An 18,650-nucleotide genomic window follows, 5' to 3' on the forward strand; every position below is an offset into this window, starting at 1 on the left:
CGGGATTTGTGGTGTGTGCCGATTATGCGGACGCCACAAAACCTGTAGGAGCGAGGCTTGCCCGCGAATGGGCGCTACGCCATCCGTACGCCAGGCGTCAGGGTCGCAGGCAACGTCAGGCTCGGCGTTTCCAGCGAAGCCACCGGGTACGCGCAGTAATCCGCCGCGTAGTAGGCGCTGGCGCGATGGTTGCCCGAGGCGCCGACGCCGCCGAATGGCGCGCTGCTCGCGGCACCGGTCAGCTGCTTGTTCCAGTTGACGATCCCGGCGCGGCTTTCCAGCCAGAACTGCTGATAACGCGCTTCGGAATCCGACAGCAAACCGGCCGCCAGGCCATAGTCGGTGTCGTTGGCTTCGGTGATCGCCGCTTCAAAATCAGCGTAGCGGATCACTTGCAGCAACGGGCCGAACAGCTCTTCGTCAGGACGATCGGCCACCGCGGTCACGTCGAGAATGCCTGGGGTCAGCAGCGCGGCTTGCGCCTGGGGCTGAGTCATTTCCAGCAGCGCCACCGCGCCGTTGCCCAGCAGATGTTCCTGGGCATCCATCAATGCTTTCGCCGCGCCAAGGGAAATCACCGAGCCCATGAACGGCGCCGGCGTCTGATCAAACGCACCAACATCAACCGTCGCGCTGACCGCCACCAGGCGCGCCAGCAATGCGTCACCCCAGGCACCTTGCGGCACCAGCAAGCGGCGGGCACAGGTGCAACGCTGACCGGCGGAAATGAAGGCCGACTGGATGATGGTGTAGACGGCGGCTTCAACATCCGCCACTTCGTCGACGATCAATGGGTTGTTACCGCCCATTTCCAGCGCCAGGATCTTGTCCGGGCGACCGGCAAATTGTTGATGCAGGTGATTACCAGTGCGGCTCGAACCGGTGAAGAACAGACCGTCGATCCCCGGGTTCGCCGCCAGGGCGATCCCGGTTTCACGAGCGCCTTGCAGCAGGTTCAACACGCCCGCCGGCAGGCCGGCTTCGATCCAGCACTTGACCGTCAGCTCGGCGACTTTCGGCGTCAGCTCGCTGGGCTTGAACAGCACGCTGTTCCCGGCCAGCAACGCCGGCACGATGTGACCGTTGGGCAAGTGGCCCGGGAAGTTATAAGGACCGAACACCGCGACCACACCGTGGGGCTTGTGGCGCAACACGGCAGTGGCGTCGCCCAATGGGCCGCTCTTCTCGCCGGTGCGCTCACGGTAGCTCTGAATCGAGATGGCAATCTTGTTGACCATGCTGGTGACTTCAGTCGCCGACTCCCACAAGGGTTTGCCGGTTTCTTCACCGATGCAGCGGGCCAGTTCGTCAGAATGATTTTTCAGCGCGGCGGCAAAGGCTTCCAGCACGCTGATGCGCTCGTCCAGGGTCCGACGGGCCCAGCCCGGGAACGCCTGACGTGCGGCTTGCACGGCGGATTCAACCTGGGCGGTGGTGGCGCCTTCGCCGGTCCACAACACTTGCTGGGTCACCGGGTTCAGCGATTGAAAAGCTTCACCCTGGCCAGCCAGCCATTCACCTGCGATGTATAGCGAATTCATTATTTCGACTCCCGAGCAGCGGACAACGGAACGGCGCGCACTTGATCGCCGGCGTTGAGTTGAAGACGTTTGGCGGTCAGCGGATCGACCACCAACGTACCGGCGGCGAAGCGTGCAGGTGCGGCAGTGATCCGGCAGTCTTCGCGCTTGCGGTTGTGAATCAGGAACGGTGTGGCGTCATCCCCCGGCGTACCGATGGCCAGCACCAGCGCCTGGCTGTCGCGCACGGCGCGGATCTTGCCGGTTTCGCATTCCACCGCCGGGCCAGCGTCGAAGATGTCGACGTAGCCCTGATAGCTGAAACCTTCGCTCTTGAGCATCGACAGGGCCGGCTCGGTGTCCGGGTGAACCTGGCCGATCACGTTGCGCGCATCTGGCGACAGGAAGCAGGTGTACAGCGGAAACTTCGGCATCAGTTCAGCGATGAACGCCTTGTTGCCCACGCCGGTCAGGTAATCGGCCTGGCTGAATTCCATCTTGAAGAAGTGCCGACCCAGGCTCTCCCAGAACGGCGAACGCCCGGCTTCATCGGACACACCGCGCATCTCGGCGATGATCTTGTTGCCGAACAGTTGCGGGAATTCAGCGATGAACAGCATCCGCGCCTTGGCCAACATGCGGCCATTGAGGCCACTGCGGTAATCGGCGTGCAGGAACAGCGAGCACAACTCGGAGTTACCGGTCAGGTCGTTGGCCAGGAATAGCGTCGGGATTTCGCGGTAGATGTTCAGCTCTTGCGAAGCGCTGACGGTCAGGCCGACCCGGAAGTTGTACCAGGGCTCACGCATGCCGACCGCGCCGGCGATGGCAGAAATCCCCACCACGCGACCGTTGTCGTCTTCGAGCACGAACAGGTAGTCCGCATCGCCCCGCCCGGCTTCGCCGCGAAAAGTTTTTTCGGCCCAGCCGACCCGATGGGCCAGACGTTCTTCGTTGGCCGGCAAGGTAGTCAGGCCGGTGCCGGTGCTGCGGGCCAGGTCGATCAGAGCGGGTAAATCGCTGCTGCGTACGGGACGAACGATCATGCTATCTCCTCAAACGGGCCGCTCGCGCCACCCGTGAAACTCTCAGCTTTTATAAGCAAGCTTAAACCGCGACCAGGCGCACGCTGGCACCTTCACCGACGCCCAGGGCTTCGGCCGCTTCCAGATCCAGGGTCACGGGTTTGCCCGGCGCGTAATCGAGCTCGAGCAACACGGCGCGGTAATCCTGCAACTGGGCGTTGGCCACCAGGTATTGACGACCGGCGCCTTTGACCGGCTCACCGATTTTCACCGGGACCACACGGCTCTGGGCGATCGAGCGGATCCCCGAGACGCGGGCGTGCAAGGTCGGGCCGCCGTCGAAAATGTCGATGTAGTGATCAGTCTCGAAGCCTTCGCGCATCAGGATGTCGAACGTGATCTGCGCACGCGGATGCACCTGGCCCATGGCTTCTTGCGCGGAGTCCGGCAGCAGCGGCACGTAGATCGGGTAATGCGGCATCAGCTCAGCGAGGAAGGTCCGGCTCTTCAAGCCACACAGACGCTCGGCGGCGGCGTAGTTGAGGTCGAAGAAGTTGCGACCGATGGCATCCCAGAACGGCGAGTCGCCATTTTCATCGCTGTAACCGACGATCTCGGTCACCACGGAATCGGCGAAGCGCTCCGGGTGGCTGGCGACGAACAGCAGACGACCACGGGAGTTGAGTTCTGCCCACGGCGAACCCACCAGCTCCGGCTTCACGTAGAAACTGGTCAGCAAGCTGTTGCCGGTCAGGTCGTGGCACTGGGAGAGCACGTGGATCTTGTTATGAATCTTCAGCTCGCGGGAGGCGTGCACGAAGGTTTCATTACGGAAGCTGTAGAACGGCTCGGAATAACCGGCCGAGGCAACGATCGCCGAGCAGCCCGCCAGTTTGCCGGTGGCGCTGTCTTCGAGGACGAAGAAATAGCTCTCTTCACCGTTGAAGCTGACTTCAGCGGAAAACGAGGCTTCGCTCGCCGCGATCTTGTCGCTCAGGCGTTCAACGTCATCCGGCAAGGAAGTGACACCAATCGGGCTGTCCGCAGCCAGACGCTGTACCTCGCCCAGATCAGCCATTTGCGCGGGGCGCATCACCAGCATGGTGTCACTCCTTTCTCGAAAAACTCTTATAGGAAAAATAGCCGGGTTAGTCCTGAAATTTCTCAGAGCCAACTGTGGGAGCCCTTGTGTGGCGAGGGGGCTTGCCCCCGTTGGGTCGCGAAGCGGCCCTAAATCAGTCACCACACTCTCGAATCAGAACGTGGAAACCGATTCACGATTGCTGCGCAATCGAACGGGGGCAAGCCCCCTCGCCACAACAAGCCCGCCCCCACATTGAAGCTAACCCGGCATAAAAATTTGGATCGACGCCTGAACGGTCAGGCGTCGAAGGGTGGATCAGGCTTGCGTCAGTTTTGCAGCAGCGCGCTCGAAACGATCCAGGCCGGCATCGATGTCGGCGTCTTCCACCACCAGGCTCGGGGCGAAGCGAATCACGTCCGGGCCGGCTTGCAGGATCATCAGGCCTTCACGCTCGGCGGCGTTGAAGATGTCCTTGGCCTTGCCTTTCCAGGCATCGCTCAGCACACAACCGATCAACAGGCCCAGGCCACGGACCTGGGTGAACAGGCCGTATTTCTCGCCGATCTGTTCCAGGCGCGCCTTGAACTTGTCGTGCTTGGCGTTGACGCCGGCCAGCACTTCAGGGGTGTTGATCACGTCGATCACGGCTTCCGCAACCGCACACGCCAGCGGGTTGCCGCCGTAGGTGGTGCCGTGGGTGCCGACGACCAGGTGTTTGGCTAGGTCTTCGGTGGTCAGCATCGCCGCGATCGGGAAACCGCCGCCCAGGCTCTTGGCGCTGGTCAGGATGTCCGGGGTCACGCCGTAATGCTGGTAGGCGAACAGCTTGCCGCTGCGGCCCATGCCGGTTTGCACTTCGTCGAACACCAGCAACGCGTTGTGCTCGGTGCACAGTTCGCGGGCACCTTGCAGATAAGCCAGTTCGGCCGGCAGCACGCCGCCCTCGCCCTGGATCGGTTCCAGCACCACGGCGCAGGTCTTGTCCGAAACAGCCGCTTTCAAAGCCGCCAGATCGTTGTAAGGCACGTGGGTGATACCGGTGATTTTCGGACCGAAACCGTCGGAATACTTCGACTGGCCACCGACGTTCACGGTGAACAGGGTGCGGCCGTGGAAGCTGTTCAGCGCGGCGATAATTTCGTACTTCTCAGTACCGAAACGATCGAAGGCGACGCGACGGGCCAGCTTGAACGCGGCCTCGTTGGCTTCGGCGCCGGAGTTGCAGAAGAACACGCGCTCGGCAAACGTGGCGTCGATCAGCTTATGCGCCAGGCGCAGGGCCGGCTCATTGGTGAACACGTTGGACACGTGCCACAGCTTGTTCGCCTGCTCGGTCAAGGCACTGACCAGCGCCGGGTGCGCATGGCCCAATACGTTAACGGCAATCCCGCCGGCGAAGTCGATCAGCTCGCGGCCAGACTGGTCCCAGACGCGGGAACCGGCACCACGCACAGGGATGAATGCGGCAGGCGCGTAGTTGGGAACCATTACCTGGTCGAAATCGGCGCGTTGTACCGCAGCGTGCTCAACGGACATCGGAGTCTCCTGAAGAGGAACACTCGCCTGAAACTGGCGAGCGATGAGGGGATTGTAAGGACAGTTTTCAGCCCGGCCTTGCCGCCAAGCGACAACTTCTTATAGCGCAAACCCCGGTTTCAGCCGGGTTTACGGCAATGCGACATATACCGTCGCAAAGGCGCAGTTTAAACCGATGCACGGGATGAGCGGCAGCGTGCGCGACATTAGATTTCAAGTGGTTGGCGAATGTGCGGTAACTATGTACCGCACCTGCGCGGTCGATTCGGTGTCTGCTGGCGTCCCCCAACCTGTTCAGGGACGAACCCGTGACTGATTCCAAAGCGCCGCCTCTATGGCCGCAGCATTTCGACAACCACTATGGCCACCTCGCCAACACCCTGCCCCGCTGGCTGATCGACGCCAGCCCTTCCCGCCGAGCCGCCCTGAGCGCCACGGCGCCGCAGATCCGCCAGGCCTTCAAAAACACCTCGCCTGCGCAACACCAGATTCTGAAGCGGCTGAACGCCAGCTACTGGACCGCCCAGAACAGCGTCGACCAGCGCCTGCAACAGCTGCAAGACCCGCGCGCCTTCGGTGAACCCTTGTTGCGCGACGCGTTGAAAAACCAATACGGCCTTGACCTGGACGTCAATCGCACGTTTTTGCGCCTGTACGTGCCCGCGTCGATTCCCTGGTTCCCGATCCAGTCCGGCGGTGCCCGCGCCTGGACGGTGTCGCTGCTCGACGCCGCGCTGCACAACTTCGAGCCATCGGAGGCCGAAACCGATGCTTACGAGGCCAACTCCACCTACATCACCCAGCCCTCGGCGACCGGTCATTTCGAGGTGCTTGGGCACCTCAAGGATCGCCTGACGATTCCGGACTTTGTGCGCCTGTGCCGGGAACTGGATATCGGCCAGCAATATCAGGAGTGGCTCGAAGACAACCTGGGGACGAGCAACCCGGTGACCCAGGCGGTGTTGCAACAGCAGGTCAAGGACAGCCACAAAGCCGCGCTGCGCCTGGCGCTGGAATTGGCGTTGATCGACGACCAGCCGTTAACACCGCACACCTATAACGCGATGCTCGGCGTGATCAATGAAGTGCCGGGCATGCTGCTCGACGGTAAACCGCTGCTGTGCCACGACCTGACGATCATGTCGGCCAGCGTGACCGGCATCCTGCTGTTCGCCCCCGACCTGGAACTCAACCGCAGTGCGGTGCCGGTGGTGGCGTACATCCCGGATGATCCTCAGTCGCCGCTCAAGCAATACCCGTCCACCGCGCACTTCATGGCCGACCTTAGCGGCAAACTGCGCTCGCCCCACTACCAGCGGTTTTTCAGTCGCTTCATTAATCACGCGGACCGCGGGTATTTTTTCGCCGGCCTCAACCAGCGCTTGTCCCGGATCACCTGGCACCCGCACAGCGTCGGCGACCCGCAACCGACCTGGCGCGAAAGCCCAGCACCGCACAGCAACCTGCAGTTTGCCTGCCACGCCATCAGCGGCAATCTGTGGCAACACCTGTATCAGCGCCAACTGGACAAGATCCTCAACGATGGCCGCACCCTGGCCGTGTCGACCGCCAGCAGTGACCAAAAGCAGCGCTGGGAACGCTGGGAATCCTTTACTCACATCGCCTCCACCCTACTGCAGATTGCCGCGTTCGTTGCGGCGCCCTTCGTGCCCTTCCTCGGCGAGTTGATGCTGGCCTACACCGCTTACCAAGTGCTCGACGAAACCTTCGAGGGCATCATCGACTGGGCGCAAGGCCTGACCGACCAAGCCTTCGAACACACCATGAACGTGCTGCAAACCCTGGTGCAACTGGGGATCTTCGCCGCCGGCGCCACCGTGGCGACCCAGACGTTTCGCCAGGCGTTGCCCAAGGCGTGGATTGATTTCATTGACCGCTTCACGCCGGTCAAATCCACTGACGGTCAAACCCGCTACTGGAACGGCGACCTGGGGCCTTACCAACGACAAACCCCGCTGCCGAGCGGCAGCCGCCCCAATGCACAAGGGTTGCACACCCTCGGCGAGCACACCTTGCTGCCCCTGGAAGACACGCACTATCAGGTTTCCCATGACGCCACTCGCGGCCAGTTTCGCATCGAGCATCCGACCCGACCCGAGGCCTACAAGCCGCGCCTGGAAACCAACGGCAATGGCACCTGGCACACCGAACTCGAACAGCCGCTGACCTGGGATCGCGCAACGCTGCTGCAACGCCTCGGACAGGTGGCCGACACACTCTCGGCCAGTGAACGCGAACAAGTGCTGCGAATCAGCGGCTATCACGAAAATGCCTTGCGCCGCATGCATGTCGACCACGAACCCCTGCCGCCGCTGCTGGCCGACACCCTCAAGCGCTTCAAGATCGACAAGGACCTGCAAACCTTTATCGAGCGCATCGCCAGCCAGGACCTGCGCACGTACCTCTCGGCCGACCCGCAAACCCAACTGCAATTGCTCACCGAGCAACTGCCATGGCCCCAGGGCAAAGGGCTGCGTTTGATCGACAGCAGCGGGCAAACAGCCTGGCGCAGTCACACCGGGTTGACCCAGGGCGCCCCGGTTTTTGACCTGCCGATGGGCCGTGGCGACGTGCTGGAAATGGCCCTGAGTTTTCTGAACAAGGCAGAAATCAGAACCCTGTTCGAGGAGAGCTTCGGCGCCCCCGTTCTGGCGCTGGAGGCTCGCGCCGCGAACTTGCGTGCCCGCCTCGCGCGCATCGTGCAGGAACGGCGCGGCACCTTGTTCGAGTCCCGTTATCGCGCGCTGGAGCGCAACGTCGAGCTCCGGGCGCGGCGCCTGATGGACGAGGTTCGGGGCCTGCCGGCCAGTGTCGCCGAGGAACTGCTCAACAGCGCCAGCGGCAAAGACCTGCAACTACTGGAACAAGGCACGCTCAGCCGCGAGCTTCAAGAGCGGGCACGCTGGGCCCAGGAACACGTGCGAGCGGTGCGCGCCCGGGAAAGCCTGGAACTGGCCTCGCCGGACAACCCTGACACCGCTCGACTGGCCTTGCATTCATTGCCACGACTGCCGGGTTGGTCGGGCCAGGTTCGCCTCGAGGTCACGCGCTACTCGTTCAGCGGCGAACGCCTCGACAGCATCGGCAGCCCACAGGCCCCTGAGCGCAAAGTGCTGGTGCAACTGGAAGAAGGCGGTTACCAGGCCTACGACGAACGCGGCGAGGCACTGGCCAACCGCGAGGATTTCTACAGCAGCGTGCTGTGGGCGCTGCCGGACAGCGAACGCCAGCGACTGCAACTGCGCACCGGCCAGGGCCCACGGCTCAAGCAACTGGTGCGCGAACATGCGCTGGATCATGAGGCCTTGCAGAAAGTCTTATCCCCGCACCCGCTGCGCAAACCGCATTACGACCCGCACACCATGCGCCTGCCCGGCGGCATGGAGGGCTACCATCACCTGCAACCCGGAGCGCCTTCGCTGCAGGATCGGGTCCGCGAACTTTACCCGGCGTTTATTCCTGAAGAGGTCGACGCCTACGTGCAGGCCTTGCAACAGCATCCCGATGGCGGCTGGATGGAACTGTCGCGGCGCTACCACGAATACAGGACGCTCCATGACGAACTGCACCTCTGGACCCTGGCCACCCCCTATTTCGACCAGCAAACCGGGGCCAGGCTCAGCATCGCCCAGCGCCTGGACGCCCTGCAAAACCGCAGGTTGCTGATGGAAGAATTGCAGCGTTGCTGGCGTCGGCAAACGGCCCTGAATGACGGCGACCTGGACGCAGGCGATCGCGGCTACATGTTCCGGTGCACCCGCCCGATCATCGGCGAACTGCCGGAGTTGCACGCCGACTTCAGCCACGTGTCGTTCCTGATTCTGGAGGGCCATCCGAACACCCGGGGCGGCGCAGCGTTTCTCAGTCACTTCACCGGCCTGGAACGCATCGAGGTTCGAAACCTGCCCCTGGCCACGTTCCCGGAATCCATCGCCCACCTGCCGAACCTGACCCAAATAGTGCTCAGCAACTGCGGCATCACCCTGACTGCCCAGACCCAAGCCACCCTCGGCTCGTTGAGTCGGCTCAAGGTGCTGGACCTGTCGAAAAACCCGCTGGGTCTGATCGTCAGCCCCCGGGCCATGACCTACCTGAGCTATTTCGACCTTGGCGACACTGGCCTGACCCGACTCCCGCCCGGTCTGCTGAGCCTGGAGCATCTCAATGGCGTCATCCTGCCGGACAACCAGATGACCGAACTGCCCCTTGAACTGTTCGACTTGCCCGCCAGCCAAGCCAGGGGCTTTGACCTCGGCGGCAACCCCTACGACGCCCAGACCCGGGATCGCGTGAAAGCCTATTTTCAAGCGAAGAACGAAGATTGGGGGATCTACGCCCCGCAAGCCGATCTGGAGCGCGCCGCCAACCTGTATCCGAAACTGGATCGCGAGATGGCCAGCGACTTCGTCTACCGACTGCCGGGCACGCTGGAGCAAGGACGCGTCGAACTCACACGCCTGGAAGCCGAGTACGACACGCTGACGACGGCGCTCGCCGTCTGGACTGCCGACCTTCCCGCCGTCCACCCCGTCACTGGCCAACCCCTGACTGCGCAAGAAGAGCTGATCGAACACAGCACCCGTGACGACCTCAAGCGCATGATCGAGAAAGGCTGGCGCAAGGAGACGGAGCTGGATGATTTCAACGAAACCCTGGAAGCCTCCTATGAACTGGCCCTGGACAGCGTAGTCATCGGTCAACTGCCGACACTGAGCGCCGACTTCAGCCACGTGTCGCACCTCTACCTGCACAGCATGGATGGCGTGACCTCGGTCGGCGATGGTTTCCTGCGCTGCTTCCCCAATCTCGAAGGCTTGACCATTCGTGACTACCGATTGGGGGAGCTTCCGCAATCGGTGTTCCACATAGGCGCGCTCAAATCACTGGTCCTGCCGGATTGCGAAATCACATTGACGGCCAACACGGTCCAGGCGTTGGCGGGCATGGAGCACCTGGATTTCCTCGACCTGGGTGGCAACCCGCTGATGCTCGCCCCGGACGTCAGCCATATGCCTCAAATGGCCACGTTGATTCTCGATCACACGCAGATCACCGAATTACCCCCGGGCCTGCTGAACCTCACCGAGCTCGACATTGCCAACTTGAGCGACAACCGGATCGTCGAGCTACCCCACGCCATTCTGGAGACGCCGGTGGAGCTCGCTGAAAGAATCAACCTGCGCGGCAATCCGCTTTCCGAGCAGAGCCTGCAACTGCTGCTGGCTTACTTCAAGAACACCCACTGCGACTTCGGCGTGGAAGAGGTTATCCAACTGGCTGAATTGGAGGTGTCGGACTCGGAGGAATCGACGGTGGAAGACTGAATCGCGGCGCCAGCCCTGCTGGCGCACATCGACCGAATCAACCGCGCTCGGAAGGCACCGAGGACAATTCGAACGGACTGCTGCTGCGCCGCTGGTTGCGATCTTCCCGCGGCGTGGCGCCGAAGAAATTGCGGTAGGCGCTGGAGAAGTGCGGCCCCGAAGAGAAGCCACACGACAGGCCGATCTGGATGATCGACTTGCTGGTTTGCATCAACATCTGCCGGGCCTTGTTCAGGCGCAGTTCCAGGTAGTACTGGCTCGGCACGCGGTTGAGGTATTGCTTGAAGATCCGCTCCAACTGCCGGCGGGACACGCACACGTGCTGGGCGATTTCGTCGGTGGTCAGGGGCTCTTCGATGTTGGCTTCCATCAGCAACACCGCTTGGGTGAGCTTCGGATGGCTGGAGCCGAGACGGTTTTGCAGGGGAATGCGCTGGCGTTCGCCACCCTCGCGGATGCGTTCGACCACCAGTTCTTCGGACACCGCACCGGCCAGTTCGGCGCCATGATCACGGGCCAGTACCGCCAGCAGCAAGTCGAGCACCGACAGGCCACCGCACGCGGTGAGGCGATCGCGATCCCAGTCGAACAAATGACTGGTGGCGATGACTTTCGGGAAACGTTCGGCGAAATCGTCCTGCCAGCGCCAGTGCACGGCGGCGCGATAACCGTCGAGCAAACCGAGTTGCGCCAACGGGTAGACCCCGGCGGACAAACCACCGATCACACAACCGGCGCGCACCAGTTGTTTCAGCGAACTGCTGAGGGCTGGCGCGAGTGCGGTCGGCGGCTCATCGGCGAGCAAAAACAGTTTCTGGAAGTTTTCGAGCTTGCCGGCCCAGGGCTCACCGGGCAATTGCCAGGCACCTTCGGTCGGCGGTTCGGCCTGCAAGAACGACAGTTCGTAGACAACGTCCGGATGCACACGCTGGGCAACACGCAAGGCCTCCTCAGCCAGCGCAAGCGTCAGAGCTTTAGTGCTGGGCCAAATCAGGAAACCAATTCGATGGGCAGTCATGGCGGGCAATCCAAAACGAAAACAGTGATGAAGGCATGGGCCAATGCTAGCCCGTAAATGAACGCAAATCTCAAAACCAACAGCGATCCCTGTAGGAGCGAGGCTTGCCCGCGAAGGCGGTGTGTCATTCACAAATGATGTCGACTGACACGGCCTCTTCGCGGGCAAGCCTCGCTCCTACAGGGGATCGAGGCCAGCCTTTAGGTCGCGAAGCATGCACTATCCCGGTGCACAACGGGAGCCCGGTTTACTTCAGGCTGCCCGAGAGGAACTGTTGCAAGCGTTCGGACTGTGGATTGACCAGCACTTCACGCGGGTTGCCGCTCTCTTCAACCACACCTTTGTGCAGGAACACCAACTGGTTCGACACTTCACGGGCGAAGCCCATTTCGTGGGTCACCACCACCATGGTCCGGCCTTCCAGCGCCAGGGCCTGCATGACTTTGAGCACGTCGCCGACCAGTTCCGGGTCCAGAGCCGAAGTCGGTTCGTCGAACAGCATCACTTCAGGCTCCATCGCCAGTGCACGGGCAATTGCCACGCGCTGCTGCTCGCCGCCGGACATATGGCCCGGGTAAGCGTCTTTACGATGAGCCACGCCAACCTTGTTCAGGTAGTGCTCGGCTTTCTCGCGCGCTTCAGCCTTGGTCATGCCGAGCACGTGGACCGGCGCTTCCATGATGTTTTCCAGCGCGGTCATGTGCGACCACAGGTTGAAATGCTGGAACACCATCGACAGGCGCGAACGCATGCGTTGCAGCTGTTTCGGGTCGGCGGCCTTCAGCGCGCCGTCCTTGTTCGAAACCAGTTTCAGCTCTTCGTTGTTGAGCAGGATCTTGCCCGCGTGCGGCTGCTCGAGCAGGTTGATGCAGCGCAGGAAAGTACTTTTGCCGGAGCCACTGGAGCCGATGATGCTGATCACATCGCCAGCCGCCGCTTTCAGGGACACGCCCTTGAGCACTTCGTGACTGCCATAGCGTTTATGCAGGTCTTGGACTTCAAGTTTGTACATGCGGTCGGTTCTCACAAAAACAGTCAGTCAGTCGTTGAGCAAGCGCCCGTGACGCAGCGCTTCGCGCCCCGCCACCTTGGCCAGCCAGAAACCGGGTTGGGCATAACGTAGCCGTTCAATGGCAAACAGCACCCCGGACGTACCAGCACACACCGTGCTGACCCGATCCGCCAACGGATCGATCACTTCGAAAATCTCATCGCCGGCTTCAATCCATTCACCGGGTTTACGCAGGAAACTCACCACACCGGGGTGCGGCGCGAACAGCAATTCAGTGCCTTCGAACGGCATGCCTTCGCAGGCTTCGTGCGCCGGTTTCGGCCATTCGCCGCTGATCAGGCCTTGCTCGGCGAGGAACGCCAAAATGCCTTCGGCGTGGAACTCGGCTTGCGGGCGACCGGTGTCAGCCTGCCCGCCCAGCTCGATGGTGGTCGCCAGGCACGCCAGAGGGATCTGCGCGTCCGGGAACAGCCGCGACAGACGCAGCCATGACAGCGAACAGGCTTCATCAAAGGAGCTGCCGCCGGAATCTTCCGCCAGCAAACCCACCTTCACGTCCAGATGCGCAGCCAGCGAACGCCATTGCGGCCAATGTTGCGGCAAGGCGTACATGTGCAGCGCGGCCTCGGCATCGCAATGCAAATCCAGCACCACGTCGGCGGTGCAGGCATGGCTGAGCAAGATGCGCTGCATGCCTTGCAACTGGCTGGCGGCGGGTGGCAATGCGGCCAAGGTGTCGCTCATGGCCTGGCGGATCAAACGGATATTGGCGTGGGGATCATCCCCCAGGCGCCCGTCCACCGCAGCGGCCACGGGGGCGCTGAGTTCGACGAAATCGCGGTTGAAGTTCTTGCCGCTGCCCGCGTCGAAACGCCCTTGATGGTTGCCTTGCAACAGTTGACCGAGGCCCAGTGGGTTGGCCACCGGCACCAGTTCGATCACGCCGTTGAGCAAGCCTTGGGCTTCGAGCTCACCTAAACGCTTTTTCAGCTCCCACGCGGTGCGCATGCCCGGCAGTTCATCGGCATGCAGACTGGCCTGGATGTAGGCCTTGCGCTCGCCAGTGCCGAAACGGAACACCGAAATCTGGCGTTCGCTGCCCAGGTGACTCCACGGCAATGAATGATCGATGCGTTCCATATCAGTGCTTCCGCGGGGCCATGTAGCCCAGCCAGCGGCGCTCGGCCAGTTTGAAGATCTTCACCAGGATGAAGGTCAGGCACAGATAGAACACGCCGGCGGTGATGTACGCCTCGAACGGCAGGTAGAACTGGGCGTTGACCGTGCGCGCGGCACCGGTGATGTCGATCAGGGTCACGATGGACGCCAGACTGGTGGTCTGCAGCATCATGATCACTTCGTTGCTGTACTGCGGCAGCGCCCGGCGCAAGGCCGACGGCAGCAGGATGCGCTTGTACATCTTGTAGCGGGACATGCCCATGGCCTTGGCCGCTTCGATCTCGCCGTTCGGCGTGGCCCGCAGGCTGCCGGCGATGATTTCCGCGGTGTAGGCGCTGGTGTTGATCGCAAAGGCCAGGCACGCACAGAACGTCGCGCTGGACAGCCACGGCCACATGAAGCTCTCACGTACGGCTTCGAACTGCGCCAGGCCGTAGTAGATCAGGAACAGTTGCACCAGCATCGGCGTGCCGCGGATCACGTAGGTGAACAGCCAGGCACTCATGTTGACGACGGAGTTCTTGGACACGCGCATCAGCCCCAGCGGCAACGCCGCCAACAGACCGAAAAACAGCGACAGCGCGAGCAACTTGAGGGTGGTCACCAGGCCGCCGAAGTACAGCGGCAGGGCCTCCCAAATGACGTTGTAGTCGAAGATCATAGATCAGCCGCCCTTACGCCTACCGAGTAGCGCTTCTCAAGGTGACGCAATGCCAGCAACGAGACACTGGTGATCACCAGGTACATCGCCGCCACTGCGAGGAAGAAGGTGAAAGGTTCGCGGGTGGCATCGGCCGCCTGCTTGGCCTTGAACATCATGTCTTGCAGACCCACCACCGAAATCAGCGCGGTGGCCTTGGTCAGTACCAGCCAGTTGTTGGTGAAACCCGGAATCGCCAGGCGAATCATCTGCGGCACCAACACCCGGAAGAACACCTGAAAACTGCTCATGCCGTAGGCCATGCCCGCTTCTGCCTGACCTTTCGGGATCGCCATGAAGGCGCCACGGAAGGTTTCCGACAGGTACGCACCGAAGATGAAGCCCAGGGTGCCGATACCGGCGGCCAATGGGTTCAGGTCGATGTAGTCGTCAAAGCCGAGCATCGGTGCGACGCGGTTGAGCAGGTCCTGACCACCGTAGAAAATCAGCAGGATCAGCACCAGGTCGGGAATCCCGCGGATCACCGTGGAATACAGGTCGCCCAGCCAGGCCAGCCAGCGGATCGGGGACAGACGCAGCGAAACGCCGATCAAGCCCAGAACAATGGCCAGGACCATGGACGACAAGGCGAGCTGAAGCGTCAGCCATGCGCCATCGAGGATGACAGCCCCGTAGCCTTTCAACATGATTCAGGTCCTCGAAAGTTGGGATGAAAAAATGGCGCAAACCTCAGAGATCCTGTTGCTTGCGCCATTTCGGACTTGTCGCTCGGACGTGTTACTTGCCGTAGATATCGAAGGCGAAGTACTTGTCCTGGATTTGCTTGTATTTGCCGTTCTCGCGAATGGCGGTGATCGCGGTGTTGATCTTGTCTTTGAGCGCATCACCCTTGCGAACGGCAATACCCACGCCGTCGCCGAAGTATTTGACGTCGGTGAAGGCCGGGCCGACGAAGGCGAAACCTTTGCCGGCGTCGGTTTTCAGGAAACCGTCATCCAGCAGCGTAGCGTCTGCCACGGTGCCGTCGAGGCGGCCGGCGGCCACGTCGAGGTAGATTTCGTTCTGCGAACCGTAAGGCTTGATCTCGGCACCCAGCGGGGCCAGGACTTCGCGGGCGAAACGCTCGTGGATCGAACCACGTTGCACGCCGATGTTCTTGCCCTTGAGCTCAGCCAGGCTTTCGCTGACTTGAGTGCCGGCCTTCATGACCAGGCGCGCCGGGGTGTTGTAGTACTTGTTGGTGAAGTCCACGGACTTCTTGCGGTCTTCAGTGATCGACATGGACGACAGGATCGCGTCGATCTTGCGCACTTTGAGTGCCGGGATCAGACCGTCGAACTCTTGCTCGACCCAGACGCACTTGACCTGCATCTGTTCGCACAGGGCGTTGCCGATGTCGTAGTCGAAACCGACGATGCTGCCGTCCGGGGCCTTGGAGGCAAACGGAGGGTACGCCGCTTCGATACCGATCTTCAGGGGCTTTTCATCGGCGAAGGTCGGCAGGGACAGCACGGACAGTGCCAGGGCGCCAAGCAGCACAAGTTTCTTCATCTTGGGACTCCATCGGTAAAGGGCAAAAACGGCAGAGTGAGCACAAGCCCAATATGCGAATGGGTTAAACGGGAAAGCGGTGCTGCGTCCTGAGAAACCCGCGCTGATTTCAACGCGAGCAACGACGAGCGAGTGATCGGCATTCTAACGACAGGCCCGAAGCCGATATTTCTTCAATGCGACAACTAATTACAGATGCACTGAGAATGCCGCTTGGGCACGTTGACAGCCTTGCAATTTCATGCAAGAGCAAAAGATTGTGAACCGATCTATGCTGCAAATTGCGGGCCTATTATTGGCAAAGCCTTCTAATCCGGCAAGCGCAGCGTTATGTCTTATTTTTCATGGGTGTTTCCGATGCCCTGAAACGGGACGTTGCGTTTCCCTACGCCCCGGATCGGCGGGGGCGGTTACACATTCAGACACACTCATGGGTGGAGGTAACAGTGGGAAATGGCCTACAGGTGATGCCGATAATTATTCGGCTCACCCGTTGATCGTTCCCACGCTCCGCGTGGGAATGCCGCCATGGACGCTCCGCGTCCGCCGTTGACGCTGTGACGCAGAGCGTCACGGGATGCATTCCCACGCGGAGCGTGGTAACGATCCTACCTCTGTAGGAACGAGGCTTGCCCGCGAAGAGGCCGGACCTGCCACCCCAAAAAACCAGGCAATAAAAAACCCCACCAGACGTTTTGCCTGGCGGGGCTTGTGCGACTCAGAACCGCTGCTTACGCGACGTTCATCGTCTTGTGCGTATCAATCAAATGCTGCACCACACCCGGATCCGCCAGGGTCGATATGTCGCCCAACCCATCGTATTCAGCCGTGGCGATCTTGCGCAGGATCCGGCGCATGATCTTGCCCGAACGGGTTTTCGGCAGCCCTGGCGCCCACTGGATCACATCCGGCGAAGCAATCGGGCCAATCTCTTTGCGTACCCAGTTTTTCAGCTCCAGGCGCAGTTGCTCGCTTGGCTCTTCGCCATTCTTGAGGGTGACGTAGACATAAATGCCCTGCCCCTTGATGTCGTGCGGCACGCCAACCACGGCAGCCTCGGCGACTTTCGGGTGCGCGACCATCGCGCTCTCGATCTCGGCCGTGCCCATGCGGTGCCCGGAAACGTTAAGCACGTCATCCACGCGACCGGTGATCCAGTAGTAACCGTCTTCGTCACGACGGGCGCCGTCACCGGTGAAGTACATGCCACGGAAGGTCTTGAAGTAGGTATCGACGAAACGGTCGTGATCGCCATACAACGTGCGCGCCTGGCCTGGCCACGAATCGAGAATCACCAGGTTGCCCTCGGCGACGCCTTCGATGATGTTGCCCAGGTTGTCGACCAACGCCGGCACCACACCGAAGAATGGACGTGCTGCGGAACCCGGCTTGAGGGCGTGAGCACCCGGCAGCGGGCTCATCATGTTGCCGCCGGTTTCGGTCTGCCACCAGGTATCGACGATCGGGCAACGGGACTTGCCCACATTCTTGTAATACCAGTCCCACGCTTCCGGGTTGATCGGCTCGCCGACCGAACCGAGCAGGCGCAAACTGCTGCCATCGGCGCCTTCAACAGCGGCTTGCCCCGACGCCATCATTGCGCGGATCGCGGTTGGCGCGGTGTAGAGGATGTTGACCTTGTGCTTGTCGATGATCTTCGCCACCCGGGTGATATCCGGATAGTTCGGCACGCCTTCGAACAGCAACGTGGTCGCGCCGTTGGCCAATGGGCCGTAGACGATATAGCTGTGGCCAGTGACCCAGCCGACGTCGGCGGTGCACCAGAAGATTTCGCCCGGACGATAATCGAACACGCGCTCGTGGGTCATCGCCGCGTACAACAGGTAACCGGCAGTGGTGTGCTGCACGCCCTTTGGCTTACCGGTCGAACCGGAGGTGTAAAGGATGAACAGCGCTTCTTCAGCGCCCATTTCTTTCGGCGCGCACACACTGCCCGCCACTTTCATCAGGTCTTCGTACCAGATGTCGCGATGCTGGTTCCACTTGATGTTGCCACCGGTGCGCTTGCACACGATGACTTTCTGGATGCTGCTGGTTTCCGGGTTGGTCAGCGCATCGTCGACGTTGGTCTTGAGCGGGATCTTCTTGCCGGCACGAACACCTTCGTCAGCCGTGATCACTACTTTGGATTTGCAGTCGATGATGCGACCGGCCAAGGCTTCCGGCGAGAAACCGCCGAACACCACCGAGTGAATCGCGCCGATCCGGGTGCAGGCCAGCATGGCGACCACGGCTTCGGGGATCATCGGCATATAGATAGTCACCACGTCGCCGCGGTGCACATCCTGGCCGCGCAAGGCGTTGGCGAACTTGCAGACTTGTTCGTGCAGCTCGCGGTAGGTGATGTTGCGGCTCTCGGCCGGGTCATCCCCTTCCCAGATAATCGCGATTTGATCGCCGCGCTCGGCCAGATGGCGGTCGAGGCAGTTGTAGGAAACGTTCAGGGTGCCGTCGGCGAACCATTTGATGTCGACATGGTGATCGTCGAAGGAAGTCTGCTTCACCGTGGTGAAAGGCTTGATCCAGTCGAGGCGCTTGGCTTGCTCGCGCCAGAAGCCGTCCGGGTTGACGACCGACTGCTGGTACATGGCCTTATAGGTGGCCTCGTCAGTCAGCGTATTGGCTGCTACCTCGGGACGAACGGGATACAAAGAAGCCGCACTCATCTTTCTTACCTCGGTGGAATAGTTGTTTTTGT

General features: G+C 61.4%; 12 protein-coding genes. 1 reads left to right on the top strand and 11 read right to left on the bottom strand.

From position 1 onward, the window contains the following. Window positions 1–74: 74 nt before the first annotated feature. The 4 genes from astD to ACY4LX_RS25775 all read right to left on the bottom strand — a co-directional run bounded on the left by astD (window position 75) and on the right by ACY4LX_RS25775 (window position 5,165). A complete protein-coding gene (gene astD / locus ACY4LX_RS25760) occupies window positions 75–1,544 on the bottom strand; it encodes a succinylglutamate-semialdehyde dehydrogenase (RefSeq protein ID WP_463260648.1) in 1,470 nt (489 codons plus the stop codon). After that, window positions 1,541–2,566 (bottom strand): arginine N-succinyltransferase, encoded by a 1,026-nt coding sequence (gene astA / locus ACY4LX_RS25765; RefSeq protein WP_133837982.1) that lies wholly within the window; start codon window positions 2,564–2,566, stop codon window positions 1,541–1,543. Before astA ends, astD begins: the two co-directional genes overlap by 4 nt. Window positions 2,567–2,627: 61 nt before the next feature. Continuing rightward, a complete protein-coding gene (gene aruF / locus ACY4LX_RS25770) occupies window positions 2,628–3,647 on the bottom strand; it encodes an arginine/ornithine succinyltransferase subunit alpha (protein ID WP_149657773.1) in 1,020 nt (339 codons plus the stop codon). 297 nt (window positions 3,648–3,944) lie between these two features. Beyond that, window positions 3,945–5,165, bottom strand: coding sequence for an aspartate aminotransferase family protein (locus ACY4LX_RS25775; RefSeq protein ID WP_463258225.1), 1,221 nt, complete (start codon window positions 5,163–5,165; stop codon window positions 3,945–3,947). A 308-nt stretch (window positions 5,166–5,473) separates the two neighbouring features. Here ACY4LX_RS25775 and ACY4LX_RS25780 point away from each other — a divergent pair, with 308 nt between their 5' ends. Next, entirely contained in the window at window positions 5,474–10,510 is a 5,037-nt protein-coding gene (locus ACY4LX_RS25780) for a dermonecrotic toxin domain-containing protein (RefSeq protein ID WP_463258226.1), read from the top strand. A 37-nt stretch (window positions 10,511–10,547) separates the two neighbouring features. Here ACY4LX_RS25780 and argR read toward each other — a convergent pair whose 3' ends face one another. From argR to acs, 7 genes are all read right to left on the bottom strand, one after another. Continuing rightward, complete coding sequence (gene argR / locus ACY4LX_RS25785; RefSeq protein WP_054044763.1) at window positions 10,548–11,528, bottom strand: transcriptional regulator ArgR; 981 nt, start codon at window positions 11,526–11,528, stop codon at window positions 10,548–10,550. Window positions 11,529–11,775: 247 nt separating this feature from the next. Beyond that, on the bottom strand, window positions 11,776–12,540 hold the full coding sequence (locus ACY4LX_RS25790) for an ABC transporter ATP-binding protein (RefSeq protein WP_123407318.1): 765 nt from the start codon (window positions 12,538–12,540) through the stop codon (window positions 11,776–11,778). Window positions 12,541–12,567: 27 nt separating this feature from the next. Continuing rightward, window positions 12,568–13,680 (bottom strand): M14 family metallopeptidase, encoded by a 1,113-nt coding sequence (locus tag ACY4LX_RS25795; protein ID WP_149657776.1) that lies wholly within the window; start codon window positions 13,678–13,680, stop codon window positions 12,568–12,570. Window position 13,681: 1 nt separating this feature from the next. Next, a complete protein-coding gene (locus ACY4LX_RS25800) occupies window positions 13,682–14,380 on the bottom strand; it encodes an ABC transporter permease (RefSeq protein WP_123514330.1) in 699 nt (232 codons plus the stop codon). After that, entirely contained in the window at window positions 14,377–15,066 is a 690-nt protein-coding gene (locus ACY4LX_RS25805; protein WP_123407311.1) for an ABC transporter permease, read from the bottom strand. The genes ACY4LX_RS25800 and ACY4LX_RS25805 overlap by 4 nt, the downstream gene beginning before the upstream one ends. Window positions 15,067–15,157: 91 nt before the next feature. Next, a complete protein-coding gene (locus tag ACY4LX_RS25810) occupies window positions 15,158–15,931 on the bottom strand; it encodes an ABC transporter substrate-binding protein (protein WP_149657777.1) in 774 nt (257 codons plus the stop codon). 731 nt (window positions 15,932–16,662) lie between these two features. Next, the gene (acs, locus tag ACY4LX_RS25815; RefSeq protein ID WP_149657778.1) at window positions 16,663–18,618 is read right to left on the bottom strand and encodes an acetate--CoA ligase; all 1,956 of its coding nucleotides are present in this window, start codon (window positions 18,616–18,618) and stop codon (window positions 16,663–16,665) included. Window positions 18,619–18,650: the final 32 nt, after the last annotated feature.

This window comes from Pseudomonas sp. Emmai (assembly GCF_055179735.1).